Source organism: Mesorhizobium sp. M0571 (assembly GCF_040320985.1).
Classification (GTDB): Bacteria; Pseudomonadota; Alphaproteobacteria; order Rhizobiales; family Rhizobiaceae; genus Mesorhizobium.
Genome location: NZ_JAMYQT010000047.1, coordinates 17506 through 39786, shown reverse-complemented (window position 1 = coordinate 39786; position 22281 = coordinate 17506). Strand labels below are relative to the sequence as shown.

The window sequence follows — 22281 nt, the reverse complement described above, 5'->3', positions numbered from 1 at the left end:
GGATTAGGCGCCCCACGCCTCGGCGGATGAAGCTGGGATGCGTATACATGGCGCGCACGCGCGCAGCGTCTTTCGTCGGGTCAAGCAGCGCTGCATCGCGCCCCGGAGAACGGTCGCCGCCGTAGAGGGTTGCGCGCCGACTCCATCCGCCGCAACCGCTTGAGCAGAACATGACCTCGTCGAGGCTGGCGAGGATTTCGGCATCGGCGACGGCGGTTTTGCATTGCTTCTGGATGGTGAAATCGCCAGTCACCTGGGCAAGCCGGGCGACCAGCGCCTTGAGCCGTTGCTGGGCCACGCGTCGATGTGGAGTCCTCGAGGGCAGCACGGCAGTGCAGCAGCGAATTAGAGGCGGCGGCCCTACAAGACCTCGCATCGCTCGAGAATTTATTGGAAAGATGGCGGCCATCTAGCGCCGCCATTGGCGCCAAGCGAAGTTGCGCGGAAAGGCAAAGTGATCGGCGAGCTACGCGTTGCGCTCGTCCAAACGCGACTGCTGGTCGGCGGCATCGGCCGATCCGCCCAGCGTGTCGGCGACCGTGGCACCTCGCGCACCCATCGGCTGCTGCGCACCTGTGGTGGTGTCCATCGCTGTCTGATGCTCCATCTCGGAATTCAGCTCCGCACCTACAACCAGGATAACCACGGAGATCCAGGTCCACATCATCAAGCCGATGACTGCCCCAAGGGCTCCATACGTCGCGTTGTAGTTGGCGAAGTTTTCAAGATAATAGGAGAATCCTATCGAGACTGCGATCCAGACCACAGCCGCGAGGAAGGCGCCCCATGACGCCCATTTCCACTTTGCCCTTTCACGGCTGGGCCCGTAGCGGTAAATCAGCGTGATCCTGACGCCGACCATGAGCAACTCGATGCGATCAAGCTCGCGGCTGATCTGCGCCATGAGCGCTGGCGGCAGCGGACGCCCATCTCCGGTAATGAGCGCGTCGAGGCATTTGCGTCGATCGCCTTTCAACGGTTCGTATCCGGACACACCTTGGCTGAACAAAAGGCCCTTTATCCTGTTGACGTGCCTGATCCGCTCGTTCGTCAGCGCCTTCCGCTCCCGCACCAACCGGCGACGGTCTTCCTCCTCCGGCGTTGGCACTCGCAACACGCGCAAACCCGAGGCTCGCCGCGGTTGTAGGCCAACAACGCTCGAACCAGTGCTTCCCCGTCAATCCTGTCGGTCTTGGCCCGCCGGCGGCGACGCGATGTGGCAATGGATGCCGGGTCGACGACATAACTCTCGATGCCTTCGCGTTTGAGGACCCGATGTATCCAGAATCCATCCAGACCAGCTTCCTGGATTGATATCACCCGGAAACGCTGCCCTGTCCGCACTTCCGCCTTTCGTTGCAGCTCTGCGAAGTGATCGAGCAAACCCGGAATGTCGCCCCCGACACGAGGTGTCTCGACATTCTTTCGCCCCCACCTGGCGAACGCGAAGTCACGAGCCATTTTGAACGAGACAGTTCTAACGAGACAAATATTGCGGCAAGATCGACGCGGATAGCGGCCGCGGCTTTGGTGGTGTTGGCTTGCATGCTGACCTCCAGGTGATGTTTGGCGACTTCACTCTGGCAGAGCGCTGGTCGCCTTCCATCCCCATAGGATCTTCACAGAAGCTGTCGTCGATGCTCAGAATCGGCTTCCTCGAAATATTTGGCCTTCAGCCATGTTTTCGATTGCCCGCTCCTGTAGCGGCTATCGGCGCGCTTCGAGATGATGCCCTCAAGCCCTATCTTCTCGATGGCGCGGAAGATCGCTAGCGCATCGCCCTCGAAATGCTCGCTGTACTGAATCTTGCCGACGCCAGGCTCAACCAGTTGCCACAGCTCCTGTTTGCGCTGCAGCAGGGGCAAGGGGGCAAGATTGCGACCGTCGAGATGGAGGATGTCGAACGCGACGAATACCAGCCGGCTCGGCTCGTTCCAGATCGCGGCTTCCAGCGCAGAGAAATCGGGAGCGCCCCTCTCGTCGGTTACAATGACCTCGCCGTCGAGAATGGCAGCCCGGCATGGCAGCTCGACAGCCAGCGCGATGGGCCAGTATTTCGTGGTCCAGTCACGGCCGTTCTTGCTGTACAGACGCACGCCGCCTTTATCGATGATGATCTGCGTTCGGTAGCCGTCAAGGTTGACCTCGTGAACCCATCCCTCATCTTCGGGCGGCTCCGTGACCCGAGTCGGGATCTGCGGCGGAATGAACTCCAGCTGGCCGCCGTTCACCTTGGCACGCTTACTCAATGACGCCACCTTTGGTCGCGCGGCGGCTGATCGGCACAGGCAGCCCGACTCCCCCCAACTTGGACGTCTGCCGCCTGTGCCGAGCCCCCGCCGAGCCATTGCGAGCATCTGCGCACGAGGCCGGATTGTCGTTAGCTTGGCATCCAAATACTTATCCTGGTGTACATATTCGCTGTAGGCGCCGCGCTCCTGCACCGTTCTCACTATCGGTGCGGGGCTCCCGCATCGTCCCCGGCTGACCTATACTATCTCGGGTTGCCGCAAGCCCACGCAGTCCCCTGGCAAATTTCGGGACCTGGTTAGTCCATCAAAAGCACCAGAGCGGGATGCAGTTTCTTCAGATTCGGCAATGATTTCGATTGCCAGGGTATGTCGGGCGTTCCACGCACGACGAGTCGAACATCGGGATGTTTGCGCACTTCGATGGTAAATTTCGCCAGCAGGTTGATGCCAGAAGAGTTGAGAAAGTGAAGGTCCTTCAAATTGAGCGTAATGGAAGAGGGATTTGAGGCAAGAACACTGGTCGCCAAAGCCGTGATGGGCGCACTGGCCTCGGAGCTGGCAAGCCGCATTGCACCGTCGAAAAAAATCTCGCTTCCTTCAATCCACACGCGGTAGTCGTCTGTCCTGATTTCCATAGCCTGGCTTCGTTTCCTCTAATCGTGAATTTGCGAGATCGGAATGGAGGCATATGTCTCCAGGCAAATCCGATGGCTTTCGTCCGCGGAGCTGAATATCCAAGCCAGGCGTGCGCCATAGTCGCTCATCAACGTCAGCAATCCGAGTCCGGAGCCTGCCACGTCGGGGTTGGCAGCATTCGCTTCAATTCGCTGTATCAGCAGGTCTCTGGGGTCGCCAACCGTGATGTCCGCTAGGAGACTTTGGAACTCAGACGCGCTTTCACCATCGACGTCATTCGACACCTTGAGCTTGAAGCACTGCGCATCCATCGACGCCTCGATCACGATCTCACCCGGTGCGCGAAACTTGACGGCATTTTCGATGAGCTCGTTGACCAGATATCCAATGCTGTGCCGCACTTCCATGTAGTCATTGCGGGACGACTGAAAGCGCAACGCGAAAAGATCGGCGATGAAGTCCGAGGTCGTAGCACAATGACGCCAACTCAAGTCGAGAGGTCCGTCGAACAGCCGCACGCGACTGCCACTCTCCTTCATTCCGATTGCAATATCAGGGGTACCGAACAGCGCTGTCATTCCTATGTGTGCCTTATGATCACGAGGGTGATGTCGTCGTGGATCTTCTGGATTCCGATATGGCTCATCAGATCCTCGATGATCCCGGTTTTGATTTCCTCGGCGCTCCTGCCATGACGTTTTCGCGCGCTCTGGCACAGGCGCTCGAACCCGAACAGTCTTCTGTCTTGGTCTTCCGCCTCGGTCACACCGTCGGTGTGCAGCACGATCACGTCGCCACTCCCGAACAGGATGTCACGCGTGGCAATGAACTGCGAGATGTCATTCTCCAGACCAACCGGCAGACCCAGATCAAGCGTATCGATGCGTTCGACTTCCCCATCCGCACGCACGACGAGAACGTCCTCATGCTGGCCGGATAGCGTCACCCGCTCATCCTCAAAGTCAAGAAAGGCCAGCGAGAGATGCTTATCGGTGTTCGTCCGCTGTATGTTCTTGTAGATCGCTCTGTTCAGCCGATCCAGAAACTGGTGCGGATCCCTTTCGTTGGTTTCCTGCAGCGCGCGTGCAACGGATTGCACCATTAGCATCAGCACGCCGCTCTCGAGACCATGACCGGTCACGTCGCCGATGCCGATCTTGACCCGTGGCCCGTTCTGGAGGACATCGTAGTAGTCACCGCCGACCTCGTCGGCCGGCCGCATGTAGGCTGCGATCTCCAGCCCCGGAATCGCTTCGAGTTCGAATGGTTTCGGCAGGACCATCATCTGGATCTGCCTGGCAACTGCGAGCTCGGCACCGAGGCGGACGTTCTCGTCCCTCAACTTTTCGTTGAGCGCGGATATCTCCTGATTTGCGTCCCCGAGCTCTCTGGTTCGGTCGTCGACGAGTTGCTCGAGATTTTCCGTGTGAAAGCTGATCTGCTCAGCCATCCGGTTGAAAGCGATCCCTGCCGCTCCAACCTCGTCGCGCGTCGGAATGCTCACGCGGACTGAATAATCTTTGGACTGGAGCCGTTGGGCGGCGCTGGCAAGCGCCCTGAGGCCCGCAGTGATCCTCTTCGAAATTCCGAGCACGGCCGCAAAAACAATCAGAAGCGAAACGACGATCGCACCGATCTGAAAAAGCAGGATACGATTGGTTGCGCGAGAAATACTCTCCTGCGCGGCGAACAGGGACGCATAGATCTCCCGTTCGGGAACGACGATCCCGACCGACATCGTTTCGGACTTGATCGGTCCCGAACTCCACAGATTGGTCGGCTTCAATCGCTTGAGGACAACGATGTAGGGTACGCGTTCGCCCTTGTTGTCGAGCATGATATGCTGAATGACACCGTCATTGTTCTGGTCGAGAGGTAGTGACGCGATAGCCGGCTGCGTACTTCCCCGCAGGGACCTCTCCAGGCCCGTGACGCCCTGCGTGCCCGCATCGCTTGATGAAGTCAGGCCGATGATCGTCTGGCCCGACGGATTGATCGCGACCACGTTGCCAGTCGACATCGTGAGGAAGCCAAACCCGGTTTCAGCGATCTTCACACGTTCGACCACTTCCGCAAGCTGATCGAGAGTGATGTCTGCCCCCGCCGTACCGGCGATACCGCTGCGATCGCGCGTCCACAGCGGATGGAAAAAGCTGACGATCAGCTTTCCCGTGATTGCATCGGTGTAAGGCGCTGTTTGTGTAATATCGTCAGGGACCGGACGTGAGGCTGGATCCCTGGCCCATTGCTGCCATGAACCATAGATTCCCGGAAAGAAGAACTCCCAGAATTCCGCCTTGTTGTGGCCTGGATAGAGTCGGTCGAAGGTCTGTGCCTGGTCCGTATACGGTACCGTTCTGAAGATCGGCCGTTCTTTCGGACCAATATAGTACATCTGCAGTTTGGACGACCCGTTGGCCATGAGAGTCGGCGCGACGAGATCGATGACGGTACTGTTTTCTATTTCCTGCTGAACGCTCGGCAGCGGACTGTGGTCGGCACCCAACAGGTAGCCCCAGACGCTTACGACGGAAGGCGCGCCCGGCAGATTCTGCGCCCAATCGCCCTGCGCGTCGTAGACGACCTTCACCGAGCCGGGCGCCTCATGCGAAAGCGTCGCTCCGACCTGTTGCTGTCTCCCCGGATCGTCGATCTGGGCCTGCAGCACGCCGGTCAGCGCCTTGACGTCCCCATGAACCCGATCGAGCAGCAGGTCGACGCTCAACGCCGTCGACTCGGCATAGGAACGAATGTATTCCTCGTTTGCGGTCGTCAGGCCCTCACCGACTTCCGATGTGGCGTCGCGCGACAGCTTTTGAACGTTCCAAAGCGCCAGACCACCGCTCAGCAGGAGGTCGAACAGTACGGCGCCGCCAACGACCAATACGAATTTCGCTCGAAAGGAGCGCAGGCCGAAGCGCGGTGCAGGCGCATTGTCGGCTTTCATTGCGGCCGTCTCCCGGATGCGACCCAGATCGGCCAACCCGCATAACCCTTGGGGTGGAGCGCAGCGAAAATGTGGTCCAGGAAGCCCTGCCGGAACCGTGCTACGAACTCCGGACAGTCGCCGCGTTTGCTCGCCATCTCGCCCGCATAGATATCCGCCCAGGCCGCGATGACATCGGCGAAATCCTGCGGATCGCCGTCGAGGTTAGTGACCATGAAGGTCTCGACACGGATGTCTTCGAATCCGGCTTCGATCAGGTATCTCCGGCTCTTGGGCCCAAGCTCGACGTCCATCTCGAAATGCCCGAATAGCTTTGCCACCTCGTTGTAGGTCCAACGAATGCTTTCGGCGCGCGGCTCGCCGAGGCAATGCGAATTCTTCTCGTTGGTGATGTAGACCCGCCCGCCTGGCTTGCATATGCGGTAGAGCTCCTTGAGGATTAGTGCAGGTCGATTGAAGATTTGAAGGGAATGTCGGCAGGTCACCAAGTCGAACTGCGCTTCGTCGAGCAGCATTTCCGACGCATCGCCATAGGTATATTCGATGCCCCGGATATCGAACTCCCGCATCACCCGTCGAGCATAGTCCAGGCTTGATATGGAGTGGTCGAGGGCGACGATCCGCGATGGCTGGAACTCCTTCTGCACGAGCACAGCGAAATCACCGATCCCGCAACAGATGTCGGCCATGACGATCCCGGGGCTCATGCCGTGTCGCGGCAAGATTGCGCGCTCGTGGCGCCAGGTCATCTTTGTTTGTGAGCGCAGGATCGGTACGAACCCGCCTTCCTCGAGGAAGCGCTGCCCTGGATAAAATTCGCTGTCATACTCCTCGACCGTGATGTTCGGTTCGATTTGGCTCAAGCGACCGAATTTTCGCGAGGTCCATCCGACGACGCTTGACGTGATGACGACGAATTTGAGATCGGGTCGAGCGCGACAGGCGTCAATGATGATCCTCGAAAAGGTGTGAAACGCAGCGTTGTTCATCTGCGTCAGGCGTCTGACATTGACGTAGAGAACGCCGCGCACACGGTCGATCGCATCGCGAAGCAATGCTATGCTGGGCCCAAGCTCATCGATCGCCTGAGGCCGGACCACCCCCGATATGGAGAACTCCTGATTGTTCGCGTCGTATTGCGCCTTGAAGCGTGGGAGAAGGTCGTAAGGGCTCAATTTTGCAGGCCTTCAAGCGGAAGATCCACGACAAGCTTGATTGCTTCACCATCGGCTTCCTCGACCCTGAGTGTCGCGTTGTAGTCGACAGCCAGTTCCAAGAGTACGATTTCCCGGCTGGGCGCGAGATCCCCAGACACAGAATTAAGGTATCGCTCCCTGGCCTCGAACCCTGCGACTTGCGACACGGCTTCTTCGTAGAACTGGCGCTCTTCTGGCAGGCAAGGAAACGTCAACTCGATCCTGTCCGTGGCGCCGTGGCGAGACACCCTGCATGCCAGTTCGCCGTCGGCATGGCGCGTACGAAAGGCGACTTCCAGCAATTCGTTGAAGGCAGAGGAAAAGAGATTTGAATGCCGGACCGAGTCTGACCTGTTTTGACTGATCATCCGGGCCATGTATGTCGAGACATAATCGCAGTGTCTCCAAGCGGAGACGAAAGCTTTGATTTCCATGTCGATCTGGATCATGGGCTCAAAAGTCGGCCCGCCAGCCAGATCATGATGAACAGGTCCCATCGGCATCCTCCCTTGTTCTATCAGTATTGACCCCTGGTGGCGCGATGACCTCCGAGGCGGAAAATTTCACCGCGCTCCGTTATGACTCAGTCTCTCACCGACTCCAAAAATTGCGCGGTATCTGCCTCGATCGTTTCTACAAATCTCCACTTCGCCGTTAACAAAGGGTGCAAGGCGCTAGACCGCCCGATTTGATTCCTCCATCGCTCGTACCACCCTCAGCGGGGACCGCCTGATGAAATCGCTGGTTGCCTCGGCTCCGAGCGGGCGTCCCAGGAAATTCCCTTGCAGGCAATCGCAATTCTCCTTGATCAGCCACCGTGCCTGTGCCGACGTCTCGACCCCCTCGGCGGTGACGCTTATTCCCAGGCCGTGCGCCAGACTCAGGATCGATCGCACGATGGTCTGGCTTTTGAGATCGGTCTCCAGGTCCGCGATGAAGTACCGATCGATCTTCAAGGTGTCGAAGGGAAAGTTCTTAAGGTAGCTCAACGATGAATAGTATGTTCCAAAATCGTCTAGCGATATTCGTATCCCCAAGACGTTCAGAGTATTTAACGTGTCGATATTGTCGATCGTCTTCTCAAGAAGGACCGTCTCGGTTATCTCGAGTTCAAGTCGGTCGGACCGGATTCCAACTGAGTCGATGATCTGAGCAACCGTATCCGTCAGCGAACCGCTAAGGAACTGAGCCGGCGACAGGTTCACTGCGACCGTCAGCGAGGAAGGCCACGTCAATGCCTGGCGACAGGCTTCCTCGAGCACCCATCGTCCGATCTCGTCCATCAGACCGTCGGCTTCGGCGATCGGTATGAAAACGCTGGGAGGAATGATTCCGATCTCGGGGTGTCGCCACCGTAGTAGCGCTTCGAAACCGATCACCGACGAGGGAGGCCGATTGAGCGGTTGATACTCCAGATAAAGTTCGCCCCGCTCCAGCGCGGTTCGAAGGCTTCGCCTCAGATTCTCGCGTTGCTCGAGCAAGAGCAGCATCGAACGGTTGAATGTTCGAGCGCAGCCGCGTCCATCTGTCTTGGCTGCGTAAAGAGCAATGTCAGCGGCTTTCATCAGCTGCTCGCCATCCGTCCCGTGCTCCGGGCCGAAGGCAATTCCGATACTCGAGCCGACGAAGATGGGGATGCCGTTGATGACGAACGGCTCCTTGAACGCGTCGACTAGCGATCCGGCGAGGCGCTCAGCCTCTGCTGGCTGCGCCTTTCCCAATTGGATGACAGCGAACTCATCGCCGGCATACCGATACGCGGATTCTCCGTCCTGCAGCGCGTCGCGGATACGACCCGCTGCGAGCTGAAGAAGCGTATCACCTGCTCCATGGCCGAGCGTGTCGTTGACCGCTTTGAAATCGTCAAGGTCGATTTGCAACAGGGCGGCTTTAGGCTTTGGTCCGCCCAGGGCCGCCAGTGCTTGCTGCAGCCGCTCGCCAAATTGCCGCCGATTCTGCAGTCCGGTCAGCACGTCGTGCGTCGCCTGATGGAGCAGAATTACATGCTCTTGCTCCTCCGCAGCGCTCCGCCCGCCGTGCTCCCTTGATTCGATGATTCCCACACCATTTGCAGTGGCGAAGACGAAAACGGACCGGGGCGCTTCGCCTGATGATGGCGGCAAGTCGATGCGCGCCGGAGAGCCGCCCTGGAACACACGAAGAAAATCGTCGCGATACCTCGCATCGAGAAAGCTCGGATAGATCTCCCAGATGGCGGCGCCCAGCGCCACCGCGCCTCCGTACACACCCTTGAACCTGGTTGCGTAGTGCGTCAGGCGGAAGTCGCGGTCATAGATCGACAAAAGTTCGGTCGTGTTCGCCAAAACGTCTGCGAGAACCCCATCGCCGGCACGTGGAGCATCGCTCGAGGAAGGCCCCTCACTCTCCGTGCCTGATGCCTGTGGGCGCAAGAGCCACCTCCATAGGCGGTGCAAATTCGCGCCCCCAGTTTAGAAATAGCATAACTGTCAACCTTAGCAAACTTTCAAATCGCAGTTTTAACAAGCGCCGCATGCAGCGTAGTTGCAATGTATGCTCCGCCGTGATTGGCGGCAAATTATCGGCAACGACGAACAGTCACAGTTCATTAATAAATCGCGAATTGGCGGGAATGAGCTATGTGATTGATGGCGCGGTGGACGCGACACGAAGATATTGTGCGGCGTGGCCTTCCCCGCCCCGGCAAGCCTGTTTTGAGCCCGCCCCATCAGCATCGCCGATCCTGTACTCAGCTTCAGAGCGCTTTGAGCCAACCTTCAAAGGAAGAGGCTTTCTCCTGTCCGGCAAGCGAAACAGAGTTGGCGGGGCGCGGCAACACCACAGTGCTGCGGCCTTCGCGGGGGCTGTAACCGAATTCCTTGCTGAATGCCCGGCTGAAATTAGCCGCTGAACTAAACCCAAAGGCTTCAGCAATTTCAACAATGCGGCGGCTGTCCGCCGGATCGCTTAGCGCAACATGGGCTGCCAGAAGGCGGCGACTTTGTATGTAATGGAGAACACCACCGCTTGGTTCGAACAACTGATAGAGACGAGAGCGCGAGACGCCGAGCGCCCGGCACATTGAATCCGGTGTCAAATGAGCCGCATCCAGATTGTGGTGGACGTATCGACGCGCTCGCTCCATTAGCGCGACACTCGTCAATTGTTCGGCGGCCGCAGCCTGTTCCGCCGGAGGCGCGACGCAGGCAATGATCATACTGCGTGTTGCGTGCACGATGCGGGGCAGATCGTCAGCCGTGAGGCTGCGCAGTCTTGCTTCGATGCTGTTGACATAGTCGAGCAAGAGGTTGGCAAAGTTGCCGGACAGAACTGAATTGTTCTTGGCGTCCAGGGTTGCCGCCGCATCGGCGAACAAATCGCGCGGCAAATAGAGAAAGAGACTTTCGGAGTCCGTTGTCCTCCCGCGAAACGGGTAGCCAAGCGATCTGATCTCCAATTTGCCCGGCTGGTTCTCCGCTACGCGGCGATCGACCTCCGTCCACGATCGGCCAGTACGTGGCAAGGCGATATACCAGTGATCGATCGAGCTGGACCGAAGCTTCGCGGCAGAACGCATATAACTATGTGCCGGTGCGCGCTGTTGAACGATCAGCATGCCGCCGAGGTTCCAAGCCGTGTGGTCGGCGGGAAAGCCATCGTCGAGCGATTTGTGATCCGGCAACCTGACCTCGACGAGCGGTGCCATATGCGCCTGCCAAGCGCCGAATTGATCCTCTGGCGCCAGTTCGAGCGTTGAAAAGGGCAAAGGTTCGAGCGCCGGCGCAAGTGACGGGGCACCCTCATTGTAAGGTTGAGCCTCGCGCGGCCAACGACGTCGATCACGCTCCAGCGCCTGCCTCGCAAGCGCCTCCTCTTGCCTTTTAGCATCCATCGCGTGGTGTCATATCCGATTCGGGTATGCCCATGTCCCTCTCAATCATGTGGTGTACCTCAGGCATCTGGCAAGACTGGCCGACTCGAGGCGACTGAAATGGCGCTCACGCTGGATTACAGTCAGAAATGCATGCCGAGATAAGTTTCTGGATGCGAAGCTAACGACACTCTTCAACCTGGTGCGTATAGAATCGGGCATCGGGAAAGCATAGTTGAGGGGACTGCTGAAATGAACACAAAGCTCAACAGCGAAGGTCGTCGCAAGATAATTCTTGATGGGTATGGTAACAACGAACCGTTGAAAGACATTGCGGCAAAAATCGGATGCTCACTGGGGAGTTTGAAGGTCGCGGCCAGTAAACTCGGTTGCACTCGAACTCCAAAAGAGGTGGCGGAATTTCGGCGCGGATTTCACGTCCCGGAACACAAGCGGCAAGACTACCGCCAACTTATGACTTCTGGGCAGTATAAAGCCCGCGAGTGCGCGTTGATTTTGGGACTCTTAACAGAGCAATCATCAGGCAGCAGGTAAACTGATTACAATCCACTGTGGACGAAATTATGACTTAAGCATTCCATCGGGTCAGCGGTTCATCAGTAAAAAGCCCGCCGCAAAACACGGACGGCAGGCCCTGAAAGGTTCGCCCAGATGCTGCGTCGGCGTTTCAATCGCACCTGCCTGAGCCCTCACGATCTGGCTATTTGCGGACGCGTGTTCGATCAGGTCTGCGCGGATGAGAATCTCGACCCTTTGGACCCCGATGCCGAAACCTTGGCGGTGATGGTTGTGGCCATTTTTCGAAATGTTCACACCAGCGAGCGCGAACTGCTGGAGGCGGTCAGGTCTCGTCGGCAAAAGGCTGCGGGAAGCGGGCATTGGTACATGTCGCCCAAAAGTGCGCAGCGATTTTAGTGCAACGAGATGGATAAAAGCAATAAACTAAGGCGCGTCGCATGAATCCCACGAGTGTTCACGGCGGTTCCAATCCCACTCCCTCCACTGGTTGAGATTTGCTTCGGGTGCAGGAGCGACGAGCTTGGAATGCAGGCAAGAAGGTTGGCGCGAAACGAGCGCTGAGGCCTCGGCAGATATGGGCCATCCGGTTCTTCCTTGATCGAGGATGGAGCGTTGTTCGATCTCGCGATCGACAGCAAGTTGCGCGGCTGCGACCTCGTTAAGATTAAGATCGGCAGCCTGGTTGTTGGGCCGGAAATTCGAACGCGTGCGATCGTGATCCAGCAAAAGACCGGACGACCTGTTCAATCGAACTGATGGCGGATGCGGGCGCGAGCTTGTTTGCGTGGCTCGGACGGCGTAGCGGGACGATCGACGACTACGCATTTCCGTGTAGAATCGATCATTCAGCCCACATGAGCACAAGACAGTATGCCCGTTTGGTCGATGAGTGGGTTTGCCCGATTGGTCTTCGCCGCGCAGCACGGCAGGCATTCGCTTCGCTACCAAGGCTTCGATCATCTACAAGGCGACCGTTCACGGCGTTCAAGTTGAAGGTTGCGATGCGGGTCATCCGAGGTTCTCAACAACCCTTGGCGATTTGAGCATGGAAGGCTCAGATGTTGATCCTTGCATTATGCCGGCAATGGGGGAGTTGTCAGTCGTCTTTGTAGGGCTTGGCTCCTCGCCAATCTTTCGCCAGTCGTTTCCATACCGACGCACCAATTCTCGCGCCTGGGCTGGCGACAGATCGTGCGTCTCGGCGACATGTTTCACTTCCGCGTCCTGCCTTTTATGCCGCGAACGAGCTTTTATGGCCGCACGGCCGCAAGCCGCTCTCCCATCTGGTTTAGACATCGTTCATCCTCTCGGCTCTCCTTAACTGCGAGCGTGGGGAAAGTTTCACTGCGCGGATCTTGAGCATTGGACATCAGTTCAGGCGCCATATTCCGCGGAGCCTGTCAGACTGGTGAACTTTTTGGGCCGGCGCCGCGTTCCGTGCAGCGAACTCGATCGATGCACTATGACGGAATCCGACGCTCGTCCCGCGCCACAGAAACAGGAGGCACGTGGTGCTGAAGCCCGCTTTTCGTTCGATCGAATGGCGGTCGAGCGGTTTCAGCAAGCTTTTCCGCGTGCCAGATGGAGCGACGAGCGCAGGAGCTGGTTCGTACCCGGCAAGACGGCAGCTCGGCGGATCGATCGCTGGCTGGCGCAGGAGGCAGCGTTACGGGCGCCCCATGACGATAGCAAGGGACGCGATGCCTTCGCCTTCGACCCTATTTCGAGTCGGTATCTGGAGATCGTGGAGGACCTACGCATTCGCACGCCGTATTCGAGGACAGTGCTTGAAGAATTGCGCGCCGTTCCGTGGGCGAGTTGGGACGATGAGTTGCGGGCCTGGAAAGTTCCATTCCGCTCATATGAAGAGCTCCGGCGCCGATGGCCAAGCATCGAAAAGGCTGCGCAGCATGCCGAACCGGAGGAAAGGAAACGGCGACGTGCGGCCGCCAGGAACACCGAAGCATATAAAGCCGCACAAAAGCGGGCTGCTGAACGCCGGCGTCATCGCTATCCGTTGCCAGCTCAAGATCTACCTACCCTGGGCCGCGCAGTCGCAACCGAGCAGTACGGGATTGTCGTCTTCGATGAAATTTCCGGTGAACTGGTTGAGCTATCCGACGCAGCCGCCTTCTATCCCCACGCAATGCCTCCGAACGGCGACTTCGTTTGGGGCAGGTGGCGTTCGGCTACGCTGGCCGAGCTTGTGAGCGCATGGCCCGCTCGGGTTGCCGCCGGGCCAACCGAACGCTTCAGGGGCTGGTGGAGGCCGACGCTTGCCGAACTTAGAGTTGCCCGTCGAAAAGCCCGCAGTCGGGAGCGTAGCAGGCGAAGTCGCGAGCGATAGATGCGGCGCTCACATCCGGCGTTAGGGCGGCCGCAACACACGGACTCTTCGGTCGGGCGATGACACTGTCATGCCATGTGCTTTAGGGGGAGGAAGGAAAGGGCAGACTATGAGAACCAGCAAACCCATCACCGTGACCCTCGGCAAGCAGCAGCAGAGCGTTGACGTGCGGCTGGCGTCGGGCGCCTACGACTCCGCCAGTGAAGTCATACGCGTGGCGTTTTGCGCCCTCGATCGCGAGGAGCAGGCCGTGAACGAGGTGCTGCGGGCCCGCATCCGGGCGTCCATTGATGACCCGCGCCCTAGCCTGACGGCAGACGAAGCGGAAGCGGAAATGGCCCGCTTCATGCCAGCGAGAGCAAAGCGCCGCGCGGTGCGGCGCGCTAACGCACCGGCCGCAGGCCCTTGCCGACCTGCAGGGGGTTTACCGCGTCATTGCCGAGGCCAGCCAGAGCGATGCCGTGGCGGCTGGCTTTGTGCAGCGGATAATGGCGCGCTGCCGCAAAATCGGTGACGCGCCGAACGGCGGCCGGCCGCGCGATGACCTGGAGCCGGGGCTGCGCACCCTTCCGTTCGAACCTACGGCCATCATTGCCTATCGCTTGACCGACAGCGTCGAGATCACCAACGTGTTTTACGGCGGCCGCGACTACGAGGCCCTGTACCATGCCGGCGAAGCCGACTGACAGCGCACGTGGTCAGGTGCCGGCCGCTGAAGCCGGCTCGAGCGTCGACGATGCGGATCCACACCCGTCTCGTTGAGGCCATGCAGCGTGCCAGCCTTAGCGACCCCCGGCCGGGCGTGCCGATCGGCGAGCCGATCGCCCGCCTGCCGGCCCGTCTCCGCGCCATGACACCTCCGAAAACCTGATCCTAACCGTCCTAACAATATCCTCGGGAGTGTGGGGCCAGACAGCCGCCCACGGGGTAGCTCACCGCCACGGCCGGCGCAGGAGCCGCCAGCTGAAGTAGAGCAGGGCCAGCACCCACAGCACGGCCGAGGCCAGCCAGCTAACTGGTGAGCGTGACGGTCAGGCCGGCGAGCGTCAGCGCCAATGCGCCGAGCGCGGCGAGGAGGTCCCGGAACCCGTTGCCAAACCGCGCCGACAGGCGCGTGAACCGGCCCATGTCCGCCGTGGATGTCGACAGCTTCAGAACATCCGCCGTGACGCGGCAGCCTTGCGCCTTGGCGACGAGCCGAGGTCGGCGGCGGCGGTGCGCAGGGTGGCCAACGGGGCAGGGCGCAGCACGCCCTTGAGCGTGGCGCGGGCGGCGGCGAGATCGCCGGCCGTGGCGAGGGTCACCGTGGCGCGCAGCGCCTCGCCATCGACGGCGTCGCCGGCGAGCCGCACCAATTCGCCGCGCAGCGGCTTCGACAGCCGGCCGCCCTTGCTGGCGCCTTGAGAACCGTGGCGCCGACGCGTGCCGGCGTGGTGGCACCGAGGGTGGTCACCGTGGCGACCGTGATGGTGAGCCCGACGGCGGCGAGGCCGAGGATGACTGGGTCATAGGCGGCGCCGTCGAGATAGGCGCGGCCTTCGTGGATCAGGTCGCCCACGTTGCAGATGCCGGATGCATCGGTGACCAGGGCGCCATCCAGGCCAGCGGGGGTTGTCGCGTCGCCGGTGGCGGCGCCGTGCCAGGTATCCCTGGCGACCCGGCCGAGGTCGGTGGCCTGCGCCGCGCGACGCGGTCGCGCAGGCTGGCGGGCAGGGGGTGTGCAGCTGGTCGGCCAAGTCGACCAGGCTGGCGGCGAGCTCGGGGTCGTCGTCGGTGAGCGCCTGGTCGACTGAGGGCCTCGAATATATGGGCTGATTCAACAAACCCTGCCTGGATTCGGTTCCATGGCCCGCGTGTCGAAGGATTGAACCGGAAGAGTCCGGCTGCGTTGTTGGGACTGGAACGGTAATCCTCGGAGGAAGAAATGGCAAACACTGGAACAACACGTGGACGCAATCAGGACCGTGCCAGGGTCGCTGGTGGGCAGGATCATGAAATGAAGTACGAGGCGGGCAAAACCGGCGCCAGCAAAGCTGACGTCAAATCGGCGGTGAAGTCGGTCGGCAACAGTCGCAAGAAGGTCGAAGACGAGCTGGGCAAGAAGTGAGCCTCGGCCGCACAGGATGCCGGCGAAGTTGGCGATACCAAGAGCTGGGGGTTCAGCGCAGCGGGATAGGTCACGCCGCCCTGCGCGCCAGTTGCCGCCAGTATCTCATGAGGGGGCATGCACATGACCCGCATCGCCACCTTCAATGTGAACGGCGTCAACGGCCGGCTGCCTGTGCTCCTGAAGTGGTTGCGCCAACCGACTGCGACATCGTTTGCCTTCAGGAACTGAAAACGTCCGACGCGAAGTTCCCTGCCGATGCGATCAGAGAGGCGGGTTACGGTGCCATCTGGCACGGTCAGAAATCCTATAACGGTGTGGCAATCCTCGCTCGCGGAATCGAGCCGGTGGAACGCCGACGCGGCCTGCCTGGCGATCCTGACGATACGCACAGCCGCTATATCGAGGCCGAGGTGGATGGGGTCGTCGTGGGCTGTCTCTACCTGCCCAATGGCAATCCAGCGCCTGGCCTAAAGTTCGACTACAAGCTGCGCTGGTTCGATCGTCTCATCAGCTACGGCCAGCATTTGCTTGAAGTTGGGGCACCAAGCGTTCTTTGCGGCGACTATAACGTCGTTCCAACCCCGATCGACGCCGTGGTGCCGAGGCGATGGCTGGGCGATGCGGTCTATTTCCCGGAAAGCCGGCAGGCCTATGCCAAAATGCTCGAAGGTGGCTGGATCGATGCCGTCCGGCGCATCCATCCGGAGAAGGGCATCTACACATATTGGAATTTCTCCTACCGGGGCGGCTACGATCGGAGTTCCGGCCTGCGCATGGACCATCTCTTGGTGAGCCCCTCTCTTTCCGACCGGCTGCGTAATGCCGGCGTGGATGTCGAGCTTCGCGGGTGGGAGAAGCCAAGCGACCATGCGCCGGCCTGGATCGAGCTCAATTGAACCACGAGGAACACGAGATGGTCGAACCGGATTATCCCGAAATGAACGAGTCAATCGACAATATCTCTCTCTACGCGGCCGGCGGCTACAACTTTGCGGTTGAGACGCCCCAAGAAAGCCGGACGCAGAACGCCCACGATGCTGAGACGGGAGTGTTGCGAGCCAAGAAACTGCTCACTTTGGATTTCGCGTTCCCATTTTCGTTCCGCTTCCTCCATCCGACGCAAGCTGACGAAGGCGATCCACCGGATGTGTTGCTGCCGACGGATGCCGATCTAGCGATAGGCTCACTGCTGCGGTGCCGCGTCCTCGGGGGGACCGCGACGCAGAAGTCGAGCGTGGGACCCGCTAAACGCAACAACCGCCTGATGGCAGTGCCGCTCCTGCTGCACCAGGATGATCCACCATATGAATTCGTCGACATGCCACCGGACAAGGTCAATGACGTTGAGGACTTTTTCGTCGCCTGCCAAGCCGCCGTTGGCAAGGCAGCGAAGATCGTGGGTCATCTGGACAAGTCCGAGGCGCAGAGCATTATCAGGGAAGCGGTCCGGCCTTGACGAAATTAGACGAAGGCCTGAGGTTTGGACCGCTTCGTGAGCGCTGGGTTCACCTCTGTGTCGACATGCAACGGATGTTTGCCGAGGCGACGGAATGGCACACGCCGTGGATGGAGCGTGTATTGCCCAATGTCGTCGCCCTCGTCGAACTTGACCCGGCGCGGACGATCTTCACCCGGTTTATTCCCCCTCAATCTCCCGATGACGTCGGCGGCGCCTGGCGACGGTACTATCAAAAGTGGGAGACAATGACCCGCGATCGGCTTGATCCTCAGCTGATCGATCTTGTTCCAGAACTGGCGCGGTTCGTGCCGCCCGCCTTGCTGGAGGACAAACCCGTCATGTCCGCTTGGCACGGGTCACTGCATGCTCGGCTGCGGTCTGCGGGCATTGATTCACTTATCGTGTCGGGCGCGGAGACGGAGGTTTGCGTGCTCGCCTCTGTGATGGGAGCGATCGATCTCGGCTACCGGGTGGTCATCGTCGCCGACGCGGTATGTTCGGGAGCTGACTCGACCCACGATGCCATGCTCGCGATCTACGAGAGCCGCTACGGCATGCAGGTCGAGACGGTGACCACCGCCGACCTCCTGGCCGCGCGGCTGGACGAAATGTTGTGACATCAGGAGGACCTCTGGGCATGACAGAACAGGAAATGATTATCGACGCGTTGGGCGTCACTCCGAGTTTTGATGTCGCGCTGGAAGGGCGCCGGCGCATGGACCTTCTCAGCACCTATCTGCGTGAATCGGGCCTCAGTGCCTATGTGCTGGGGATCAGCGGCGGAGTGGATTCACTCGCCGCGGCCCTTCTGGCTCAACGCGCCGTCGAGGAACTGCGAATGATGGGGTACGATGCCAGATTCCTGGCCGTTCGTCTCCCGTACGGCATCCAGGCGGACGAACATGACGCCCAGTGGGCTTTGGACACCATAGGGGCGGATGAAGTGCACCGGGTCGACATCAAGCCGGCTGCCGACGCGATGCTGGATTCGATCAAGCTGGCTGGTCTCGAGCTCGGTGATGCTGGCCGCGAGGATTTCTTGCTTGGTAACATCAAGGCGCGTCAGCGCATGATCGCCCAGTTCGCGCTCGCCGGTGTCACCCGAGGGCTGGTCATCGGCACCGACCATGCGGCTGAGGCATTGATGGGCTTCTTCACCAAGTTCGGCGACGGTGCCGCCGACATTCTTCCGCTTTCCGGGTTGAACAAGCGCAGGGTTCGCGCCTTGGCAGCGCATCTGGGCGCTCCGTCTGAACTTATTGACAAGATCCCGACCGCCGATCTGGAGAACCTCGTTCCGCTTCGACCGGACGAAGATGCATATGGTGTCACGTACGATCAGATCGACGACTTCCTCGAAGGCCGAGAGATCGACGAAGCGGCGCGCACGCGCATACTTCATGTGCATTCCAGCACAGCGCATAAGCGAGCGCTTCCGGTCACAGCCATTGCCGTGACTAATTCGCCATTACCGCATCGCCAATAATTGTCTCATGACACACGGCCGACGTGCTCGCCGCAGCCCACCGCGTAGCGAGGCGAAGGCATGTTCGTCGCTCACAACCAGCGATGCCCTTATGATTATCGCCGGTGCGAGGAGTCCACAAACTCCGAGGCGGGCGCCAAAAGCTGTTAGCTTCATGTCGGGCCGATCGCCGAGCCGAGTCATTCCACGCGAGAATGATCTGACGGCCGCCGCTTCCCAGAAGCTCAGTGCGGCGCGCTCCGGCAAGAAGTACCGATAGCCTTTTGTGGTCATCCAACGCCCGCACCAGGTCGGCTGCAGCGTCGAATGGTCGTGTCCAGGATCGAAGACGTCAGCGCCTCGTCGGCGACATCCTGATCAGGTAGCGGCTTAAGCATGGCAACGACCAGCCTTGAACGAGGGGTACCGCAAAGCGCTAGGTCTATACAGAAGCCCGCACCAGACAAGCACCACCAATTTCAGCACAGCCGCGCCGCGGAAGCGGCGACAACAAGGAAGGCGTACAAAGCCGCGACGATGAAATTCCGTAAGACGGACAAGGGTCATTCATTGACGGAGCCAGTTCGTGACCCCGAGACGGTTCAACAGGGCAGCCTAACAAGCGGACGCGGGACTGACCACCCCCGCGAGGGGTTTACCAGCTGGATTAGCGCTATCAAAGGCGAACTCCAGGATCGCAGCGAAGCATCGACGCTGCTCGTGAAACGCAACGCGTTTCGGCTCGAAAAGGAAGTTGGGCTCCGATCCTCAACGGCAGGCCGCGAATTGGCAATGTCCGTCGAGGCGCGCCGTGCGTCCCGATATGCGGGACACCTGCACGCTTCAGGACGCGTCGCCATCCTTGGTGATAGGTGTTCGCCGCATCGACTTTGCTGGATCGAAGATGGAGGGGCAGACGAGCTTTAAATTCGACGCCGGAGCCGTCAAGATTCGGAAGAGTGATCGCGACCGCACCGAGGGGATCCGGCTAGCTGGCGGCACGAAGCCCACGATGAGGATCGCGCCGTCTCGTTCGCTATCGCGCGGCGGCGCCGAGACATATTATCGACGGTTCGAAACTTGGAGGCCCTGGAACGCCCTGGGGTGGTGTTCGTCCCGGAGAACGGAGGTGGGGCCTGCGTGAGGCTCAAGACATCCCCTTCGCCCGCCCCCAAACCTGCCCGACGGCTAAGCCGGCACTCATCGAAAACCCTGAGATGTAGGCGCGACTGCAGAGTGCATCATTTAATCGATTGACTCGCGGAATGCGCCGGCAGTTAATCTCCCCGGCAGGGCAAAAGAGGGGCACGAACTGGGAGCAAACGATGACTGTGCAAAAACAAGAAGACTATCGAACCAACAGAGCCGACTATGCCATTGCTGCGACGCAGAGCCGAGCGACCGCTGAAGACGATCGCCACGATTTACTGGCAAGAAGAAGGTCGCTGTGGCTAAAAGATCGGCGAACTGCAAATTTGGCTGCAAACCCGTCGGAAAGCTCGCCAGAACCGAAGGCCAAACCGCGCGGTTAGTGAATCGGGCGCCAGCCACTTCGTTCTGCTATCGTCAAACGCGCCTCTGCATTCAGCGCCACGGGTGCGAGCATCCCAACTGCGGTAAGGATGCAGGATGGGGGTTCGCCAAGCCGAGGCAGCCGCCTCATTGGTTCTGTTTGAACATCGCGACGAGGGTGAGCGCTTCCTGTGACTAGACGTCGAACAGGTCTTTTGGCCCGACGCCGATCTCGTCGATGATGTCGGGAGTGTTGTTGCGCGGGCTGCCGACCTTGCTGTCGATCGGCCACATCGGAGGGTAGGCCTTCAACAGGTCGCGAGGATCCTGTTCAGGGCCGAGCCAGCGCATATAGTCGGCCGGCGCCAGGATGACCGGCTTGCGGTCTGGATGGTCGCCATCAGGGAGTTCGGCTCGCAGGCGACGATGCAGGAGGTGCGGACCAGCTCGCCCGTTGCCCTGTCGCCATACTCTTCCCAGATGCCGGCAAGCGCGAACGGCTCGCCCGACCTCATGGCGATGGCATAGGGCTGCTTCTTCTTGTCGGACGGGTCGAGCTTACGCCATTCGAAATAACCGTCGATCGGCACCAGGCAGCGCCGTGACGCGTAGGCCTTCTTGAACAGGCCATTGGTGGCGATGGTCTCGCCCGCGCATTGACGCGCGGCGGGCCTCCGCTGCCGTCGCGCGCCCAGCCGGGCACAAGGGGCCCGCGCGCGCGGTGCCGGTCATCAGTTCCTCGCGCGCGAGGATCGAGTAGGTCAGGCTTGGCGCGCGGTTCCAGACCGGGAAGCTGTTGTCCAGCCGGGCGATATCGCCTGCACGAGCGAACTTGAAGGGGCGTTTGACGAGTATATTGTGCCGGGTCGCGTCGCCCTGGGTGTGTGGTTTGGGTCGTGCTGCTTTGGGCCAACCGCGCAGCTAGGCTGCCTTCTTAAGCTCCGCCACCTGAACGCCCAGCCGGAACGCCTGACCATCTGCAAACGAGCGCGCGTAGCTCTCAGATGTAAAAGGGACGGTGGTCGTGGTGCCATCGACCGTCACGCGAACCGACCACTCTTTGTCTCTGACGATTTCAACGGCATGTCGCTCATGCGGAGCCATACATTCCTCCCAGAATCTTGCGTTGAGGATGGGGAGGATAGCGTCGCAAAACTCGTTTGCATGCAAATAATCCGACACCGCGATATCGAAATGTCAAAACAGCGCACAGCTACGCGAACTTAAGTCGATGTCGTCGCCTTGAGCTGTTCAAGGTGTTTCTTGGCGAAGTTGAAAAATGCGGTGGCAGTCTCTTCAGCCGTCCAGCCTTGCTCGATGCAAGAGGACACAAGAGCCGTGAAAGCGGTTTCAAGGACGACTGCGCAGTTCACGTCCCTGTCCGGGCTGTCCTCGGAGAGAATGGGCGGTGCAACTTGTGCTGTTTGGCACATGAAAAATAATTGGCGAGTGCCAGAAAAGTTCTGACTTCATCTTGCGGTCGGTCAGCCGTAGTGAAGTTTCGGTTTCGGCTCGGTGCCGGTGAATTTGACGCCGATGCGGTCGTTGCGACGCCAGCGAACCTCCGATCGATAGGCAACTCCATCGACCGACACGTAGAGCAAGAAGCGATCGGGAACCCGGGCTTCGGGCGCGACCTTCAGCTCGGCGCCCCCCTGATGCTGATTGCGCAAGGTGCAGCTGATCTCGGAATTCTGGATCCCGGTGATGATCGTCCCGCCCTTTAGCACACGTTGGCGGCGCTCGCGCCGATGCTCGTCGGAATTCTCATCAAGTGGATTCGCGGTGTTTGCCATCGATAATATGTCAGATCAGCTGAGTTCACTCCTAGGTATAACCGAACACAGGCGCACAGCAATGGATGGGTCATGTTGCCCTGTTACGTGACACAGGGCATGCTCGGGTGAAATCTGTCGGGTCGCGCAGAAATAGGCAATGATCTAGCAAAGGTCCCGCGTTGCCGGCGT

At 59.8% G+C, this 22281-nt stretch carries 23 protein-coding genes and 5 pseudogenes; 12 read left to right on the top strand and 16 right to left on the bottom strand.

The annotated features are described in order from the left end of the window. The 10 genes and pseudogenes from NKI85_RS31140 to NKI85_RS31095 form a co-directional block, all read right to left on the bottom strand. Positions 1-298 (bottom strand): annotated as a pseudogene (locus NKI85_RS31140) (hypothetical protein); the annotation flags it as partial. 168 nt (positions 299-466) lie between these two features. Next, positions 467-1547 (bottom strand): annotated as a pseudogene (locus NKI85_RS31135) (YhjD/YihY/BrkB family envelope integrity protein). Between the two features lie 72 nt (positions 1548-1619). Continuing rightward, the gene (locus NKI85_RS31130; RefSeq protein WP_352779920.1) at positions 1620-2453 is read right to left on the bottom strand and encodes an ATP-dependent DNA ligase; all 834 of its coding nucleotides are present in this window, start codon (positions 2451-2453) and stop codon (positions 1620-1622) included. Positions 2454-2548: 95 nt separating this feature from the next. Next, positions 2549-2887 carry a slr1659 superfamily regulator gene (locus NKI85_RS31125; protein WP_352528549.1) on the bottom strand — a complete coding sequence of 113 codons (339 nt, stop codon included), beginning with the start codon at positions 2885-2887 and terminating at the stop codon, positions 2549-2551. Positions 2888-2905: 18 nt separating this feature from the next. Then, positions 2906-3466, bottom strand: coding sequence for a slr1658 superfamily regulator (locus NKI85_RS31120; RefSeq protein ID WP_352528551.1), 561 nt, complete (start codon positions 3464-3466; stop codon positions 2906-2908). A gap of 2 nt (positions 3467-3468) precedes the next feature. Next, positions 3469-5835 carry a SpoIIE family protein phosphatase gene (locus NKI85_RS31115; protein ID WP_352528553.1) on the bottom strand — a complete coding sequence of 789 codons (2367 nt, stop codon included), beginning with the start codon at positions 5833-5835 and terminating at the stop codon, positions 3469-3471. Further along, positions 5832-7010 carry a methyltransferase domain-containing protein gene (locus NKI85_RS31110; protein WP_352779917.1) on the bottom strand — a complete coding sequence of 393 codons (1179 nt, stop codon included), beginning with the start codon at positions 7008-7010 and terminating at the stop codon, positions 5832-5834. The genes NKI85_RS31115 and NKI85_RS31110 overlap by 4 nt, the downstream gene beginning before the upstream one ends. After that, entirely contained in the window at positions 7007-7528 is a 522-nt protein-coding gene (locus NKI85_RS31105) for a ubiquinone biosynthesis methyltransferase UbiE (protein ID WP_352528557.1), read from the bottom strand. The genes NKI85_RS31110 and NKI85_RS31105 overlap by 4 nt, the downstream gene beginning before the upstream one ends. A gap of 177 nt (positions 7529-7705) precedes the next feature. Beyond that, positions 7706-9355 (bottom strand): putative bifunctional diguanylate cyclase/phosphodiesterase, encoded by a 1650-nt coding sequence (locus NKI85_RS31100; RefSeq protein WP_352779915.1) that lies wholly within the window; start codon positions 9353-9355, stop codon positions 7706-7708. Positions 9356-9765: 410 nt separating this feature from the next. Continuing rightward, the gene (locus tag NKI85_RS31095; protein WP_352779913.1) at positions 9766-10902 is read right to left on the bottom strand and encodes a helix-turn-helix domain-containing protein; all 1137 of its coding nucleotides are present in this window, start codon (positions 10900-10902) and stop codon (positions 9766-9768) included. 231 nt (positions 10903-11133) lie between these two features. Between NKI85_RS31095 and NKI85_RS31090 the strand changes: the two genes are divergently transcribed. Next, the gene (locus tag NKI85_RS31090) at positions 11134-11436 is read left to right on the top strand and encodes a hypothetical protein (RefSeq protein ID WP_352779912.1); all 303 of its coding nucleotides are present in this window, start codon (positions 11134-11136) and stop codon (positions 11434-11436) included. A gap of 51 nt (positions 11437-11487) precedes the next feature. Here NKI85_RS31090 and NKI85_RS31085 read toward each other — a convergent pair whose 3' ends face one another. Then, positions 11488-11781: a hypothetical protein gene (locus tag NKI85_RS31085; RefSeq protein WP_352779910.1), complete on the bottom strand. Its 294-nt coding sequence runs from the start codon at positions 11779-11781 to the stop codon at positions 11488-11490. A gap of 134 nt (positions 11782-11915) precedes the next feature. Here NKI85_RS31085 and NKI85_RS31080 point away from each other — a divergent pair. The 5 genes and pseudogenes from NKI85_RS31080 to NKI85_RS31060 form a co-directional block, all read left to right on the top strand. Then, a pseudogene (locus NKI85_RS31080) lies at positions 11916-12394 on the top strand (site-specific integrase); the annotation flags it as partial. Positions 12395-12883: 489 nt separating this feature from the next. Continuing rightward, a complete protein-coding gene (locus tag NKI85_RS31075) occupies positions 12884-13768 on the top strand; it encodes a hypothetical protein (protein ID WP_352530799.1) in 885 nt (294 codons plus the stop codon). Positions 13769-13877: 109 nt separating this feature from the next. Next, the gene (locus NKI85_RS31070; protein ID WP_352779908.1) at positions 13878-14282 is read left to right on the top strand and encodes a ribbon-helix-helix domain-containing protein; all 405 of its coding nucleotides are present in this window, start codon (positions 13878-13880) and stop codon (positions 14280-14282) included. After that, the gene (locus NKI85_RS31065; RefSeq protein ID WP_352779922.1) at positions 14182-14454 is read left to right on the top strand and encodes a type II toxin-antitoxin system RelE/ParE family toxin; all 273 of its coding nucleotides are present in this window, start codon (positions 14182-14184) and stop codon (positions 14452-14454) included. The genes NKI85_RS31070 and NKI85_RS31065 overlap by 101 nt, the downstream gene beginning before the upstream one ends. 50 nt (positions 14455-14504) lie before the next feature. Beyond that, a complete protein-coding gene (locus tag NKI85_RS31060) occupies positions 14505-14639 on the top strand; it encodes a hypothetical protein (RefSeq protein ID WP_352779906.1) in 135 nt (44 codons plus the stop codon). 280 nt (positions 14640-14919) lie between these two features. Here NKI85_RS31060 and NKI85_RS31055 read toward each other — a convergent pair whose 3' ends face one another. Both NKI85_RS31055 and NKI85_RS31050 read right to left on the bottom strand, forming a co-directional pair. Next, the gene (locus NKI85_RS31055) at positions 14920-15072 is read right to left on the bottom strand and encodes a hypothetical protein (protein ID WP_352779904.1); all 153 of its coding nucleotides are present in this window, start codon (positions 15070-15072) and stop codon (positions 14920-14922) included. After that, the gene (locus tag NKI85_RS31050) at positions 15069-15326 is read right to left on the bottom strand and encodes a hypothetical protein (protein ID WP_352779902.1); all 258 of its coding nucleotides are present in this window, start codon (positions 15324-15326) and stop codon (positions 15069-15071) included. Before NKI85_RS31050 ends, NKI85_RS31055 begins: the two co-directional genes overlap by 4 nt. Positions 15327-15692: 366 nt before the next feature. On the opposite strand from NKI85_RS31050, the gene NKI85_RS31045 reads away from it, so the two are divergent. The 6 genes and pseudogenes from NKI85_RS31045 to NKI85_RS31020 all read left to right on the top strand — a co-directional run bounded on the left by NKI85_RS31045 (position 15693) and on the right by NKI85_RS31020 (position 20334). After that, positions 15693-15875, top strand: coding sequence for a DUF3606 domain-containing protein (locus NKI85_RS31045; protein WP_352779900.1), 183 nt, complete (start codon positions 15693-15695; stop codon positions 15873-15875). Between the two features lie 123 nt (positions 15876-15998). Beyond that, positions 15999-16774 (top strand): annotated as a pseudogene (gene xth, locus NKI85_RS31040) (exodeoxyribonuclease III). Positions 16775-16791: 17 nt separating this feature from the next. Further along, entirely contained in the window at positions 16792-17334 is a 543-nt protein-coding gene (locus tag NKI85_RS31035) for an inorganic diphosphatase (RefSeq protein ID WP_352530789.1), read from the top strand. Then, the gene (locus tag NKI85_RS31030; protein ID WP_352530787.1) at positions 17331-17954 is read left to right on the top strand and encodes a cysteine hydrolase family protein; all 624 of its coding nucleotides are present in this window, start codon (positions 17331-17333) and stop codon (positions 17952-17954) included. Before NKI85_RS31035 ends, NKI85_RS31030 begins: the two co-directional genes overlap by 4 nt. 20 nt (positions 17955-17974) lie before the next feature. Next, the gene (nadE, locus tag NKI85_RS31025) at positions 17975-18823 is read left to right on the top strand and encodes an NAD(+) synthase (protein WP_352779897.1); all 849 of its coding nucleotides are present in this window, start codon (positions 17975-17977) and stop codon (positions 18821-18823) included. Between the two features lie 1304 nt (positions 18824-20127). Beyond that, positions 20128-20334 (top strand): hypothetical protein, encoded by a 207-nt coding sequence (locus NKI85_RS31020; protein WP_352530783.1) that lies wholly within the window; start codon positions 20128-20130, stop codon positions 20332-20334. 175 nt (positions 20335-20509) lie between these two features. On the opposite strand, the pseudogene NKI85_RS38005 reads toward NKI85_RS31020, so the two are convergent. From NKI85_RS38005 to NKI85_RS31005, 3 genes and pseudogenes are all read right to left on the bottom strand, one after another. After that, a pseudogene (locus NKI85_RS38005) lies at positions 20510-21169 on the bottom strand (SOS response-associated peptidase). Between the two features lie 66 nt (positions 21170-21235). Continuing rightward, complete coding sequence (locus NKI85_RS31010) at positions 21236-21418, bottom strand: hypothetical protein (protein WP_352779895.1); 183 nt, start codon at positions 21416-21418, stop codon at positions 21236-21238. 380 nt (positions 21419-21798) lie between these two features. Beyond that, positions 21799-22110: a PilZ domain-containing protein gene (locus NKI85_RS31005; RefSeq protein WP_352530779.1), complete on the bottom strand. Its 312-nt coding sequence runs from the start codon at positions 22108-22110 to the stop codon at positions 21799-21801. Positions 22111-22281 lie beyond the last annotated feature (171 nt).

Excerpts from the sequence above, each read along its gene's own strand:
- NKI85_RS31035 (WP_352530789.1), top strand. The coding sequence starts at position 16,792 with ATGGTCGAACCGGATTATCCCGAAATGAACGAGTCAATCGACAATATC.
- NKI85_RS31060 (WP_352779906.1), top strand. The coding sequence starts at position 14,505 with ATGCGGATCCACACCCGTCTCGTTGAGGCCATGCAGCGTGCCAGCCTT.
- NKI85_RS31115 (WP_352528553.1), bottom strand. The coding sequence starts at position 5,835 with ATGAAAGCCGACAATGCGCCTGCACCGCGCTTCGGCCTGCGCTCCTTT.
- NKI85_RS31010 (WP_352779895.1), bottom strand. The coding sequence starts at position 21,418 with ATGGCTCCGCATGAGCGACATGCCGTTGAAATCGTCAGAGACAAAGAG.
- NKI85_RS31045 (WP_352779900.1), top strand. The coding sequence starts at position 15,693 with ATGGCAAACACTGGAACAACACGTGGACGCAATCAGGACCGTGCCAGG.
- NKI85_RS31070 (WP_352779908.1), top strand. The coding sequence starts at position 13,878 with ATGAGAACCAGCAAACCCATCACCGTGACCCTCGGCAAGCAGCAGCAG.
- NKI85_RS31090 (WP_352779912.1), top strand. The coding sequence starts at position 11,134 with ATGAACACAAAGCTCAACAGCGAAGGTCGTCGCAAGATAATTCTTGAT.
- NKI85_RS31085 (WP_352779910.1), bottom strand. The coding sequence starts at position 11,781 with ATGCCCGCTTCCCGCAGCCTTTTGCCGACGAGACCTGACCGCCTCCAG.
- NKI85_RS31095 (WP_352779913.1), bottom strand. The coding sequence starts at position 10,902 with ATGGATGCTAAAAGGCAAGAGGAGGCGCTTGCGAGGCAGGCGCTGGAG.
- NKI85_RS31075 (WP_352530799.1), top strand. The coding sequence starts at position 12,884 with ATGACGGAATCCGACGCTCGTCCCGCGCCACAGAAACAGGAGGCACGT.
- NKI85_RS31105 (WP_352528557.1), bottom strand. The coding sequence starts at position 7,528 with ATGGGACCTGTTCATCATGATCTGGCTGGCGGGCCGACTTTTGAGCCC.
- NKI85_RS31005 (WP_352530779.1), bottom strand. The coding sequence starts at position 22,110 with ATGGCAAACACCGCGAATCCACTTGATGAGAATTCCGACGAGCATCGG.
- NKI85_RS31125 (WP_352528549.1), bottom strand. The coding sequence starts at position 2,887 with ATGGAAATCAGGACAGACGACTACCGCGTGTGGATTGAAGGAAGCGAG.
- nadE (WP_352779897.1), top strand. The coding sequence starts at position 17,975 with ATGACAGAACAGGAAATGATTATCGACGCGTTGGGCGTCACTCCGAGT.
- NKI85_RS31120 (WP_352528551.1), bottom strand. The coding sequence starts at position 3,466 with ATGACAGCGCTGTTCGGTACCCCTGATATTGCAATCGGAATGAAGGAG.
- NKI85_RS31020 (WP_352530783.1), top strand. The coding sequence starts at position 20,128 with ATGACTGTGCAAAAACAAGAAGACTATCGAACCAACAGAGCCGACTAT.